The 1907-nt window shown below is 76.4% G+C and carries 1 protein-coding gene; it reads right to left on the bottom strand.

Annotated elements, in window-relative coordinates:
* Positions 1–143 precede the first annotated feature (143 nt).
* Positions 144–1817: an HtaA domain-containing protein gene (locus ACFV61_RS28750; protein WP_380494752.1), complete on the bottom strand. Its 1674-nt coding sequence runs from the start codon at positions 1815–1817 to the stop codon at positions 144–146.
* Positions 1818–1907 lie beyond the last annotated feature (90 nt).

The following is a 1907-nucleotide window of genomic DNA, read 5'->3' as shown; positions in this document are numbered from 1 at the left end:
GGGGGGTTCTCGGGGCCGTGGCCCGCCGCTCCCCGGGTCGCCCCTTTACGTTACCCCGGGGGGCCCCCCCCCCGGGGGGGCCCCACGGCCCCGCCCCCGGGGCGGGTGGCCGCCCGGGGGCCGTCGCGCGTCCCGGGGGTGCGTCAGGAGCGTGCGCCGCGCCGGGTGCGCACCAGCACGGTGGCGCTGCCGCCGACCAGCAGCAGACCGGCCGCGGTGGCCAGCAGCGGGACCACCGGGGTCTGCGAACCGGTGGCGGCCAGCACGCCGCCCGCACCGCCCGCAGCGCCCGCGCCGGTCAGGCCGCCGCCGGTGGTCAGCGAGGCGCCGCCGACCGTACCGGTGCCCGAACCCTGGCCTCCGGCAGGCTGGTTGGCGCCGCCAGTACCGGCGCCGGCACCGGACCCGGCGGTCGGCGGGGTGGCCGGCAGCTTGGCGTCCTTGTCGAACGCCAGGGTGGCGCTGACCGGGTCCAGGGCCGTGCCCGCCGGGTAGTTGGAGAACACCGGGACGCCCTCGGCGGTGAGCGTGGCCGGGACGCCGGAGAGCGTCACCACGCCGTTGACCGGCTTCAGGGCGGAGGCGGGCACGTCCAGCTTGGCGATCCGCGCGCCGCTCAGCGACGTCGCCTTGCCGTCGGGGGACTTGCCGTTCACGTCGGCGGTCAGGAAGGCGCCGCCCTGGTCGATCGTCAGGCCCAGCTTGGAGAGCGTGGTGTCGAGCGCCCAGCCGTCCTTGCCGGGGTGGCCGAGGAAGCGGACCGAGCCGTCGAACGCGGCGGTCAGCGAGTGGTCGGCGGTGTTGTAGCCGCCGGTGGCGCCGCCGAAGCGGTAGTCGGCCGCGCCGCCGCCGAACTCGACCTTGCCGCTCGCCATCGGGGTGGCCAGGTACGCGCGGAAGCTCTCCTTGACCTTCCAGTCGAGGGTGCCGTTCAGCACGGGCAGCCGGCCGGGGGCACCGGTGGGCGCCGGGGTCCCGGTCGCGGACGGGGTGGCGCTCGCGGACGGCGAGGCGGTGGCGCTCGGCGACTGCGTCGCGGACGGCGTCGTGGTGGCCGACGACGTGGCGGAGGGCGTGGCCGACGGCGTGCCGGTGGCGGACGGCGAGGCGGTCGGCGTGCCCGTGGCGGTCGGGGTCGATGTCGGGGTCGGGGTCGGGGCCGTCGGCGAAGCGGTGGCGGTCGCCGTGGCCGTCGGCGACGGCGTCGCCGGGCTCTGCTTCAGCAGCAGCGACAGCGGGTCCATGTCCGTCCCGGCCGTATAGAAGCCCGCGAAGGCCTTGGCGCCCTGCTCGGTCAGCTTCGCCGCCGTCGGCACCCCGGTGGTGGTGTCCCGCCCGACGGTGAACGTCACCAGCGGCACGTCGTCCCGTCGAATGACGTCGGTGGCCCCCATCGACTCCTTGGACGCGGTGTCGGCGGTGAGCGTGCCGGTCGTCCCGGCGGTGGTGACCTTGAGGTCGCTGAGGGCGACGTCCAGCGCGCCGTGGTGGGCGGTGAAGCGGACCCCGCCGGTGAAGGAGGAGCTCAGCGCGTGGGTGGCGAGGTCGTACGTGGCGTTCGCCAGGCCGAAGTGGAAGGTGCCGTCGGCGTTGGTAGTGGCGCCGCCGGTCAGTTCGATGGCGCCGCCCTGGGAGGCCGGGCCGCTGACGTAGCTGCGGAAGCTGGCCTTCACGCCCCAGTCCAGCGCGCCGGTGTCGTACGTGACGCTGCCGGGGCCGCCCGCGCCGAAGGCCAGTGCGGGGGCGCCGAGGGCGGTCAGGCCGAGGCCGGCGGTGGCGGCCGCGAGGGCGGCCAGCCGGGTGCGGTTGCGGGACATGGTGGGTACTCCGTTCGGATGGGGCGGGGGGAGGGAGCGGGGGGACGCTCCGGGGTGTCAGGCCTGTCTCTTATACAAATATCCGAGCCC

Origin of the sequence: Kitasatospora sp. NPDC059817 (assembly GCF_042731835.1) — a bacterium.
Classification (GTDB): Bacteria; Actinomycetota; Actinomycetes; order Streptomycetales; family Streptomycetaceae; genus Kitasatospora.
Note: the sequence above shows the minus strand (reverse complement) of the source record. Positions and strands in the feature narration are given on the sequence as shown.

Coding starts and splice junctions, on each gene's coding strand:
- ACFV61_RS28750 (WP_380494752.1), bottom strand. CDS start 1,817: ATGTCCCGCAACCGCACCCGGCTGGCCGCCCTCGCGGCCGCCACCGCC.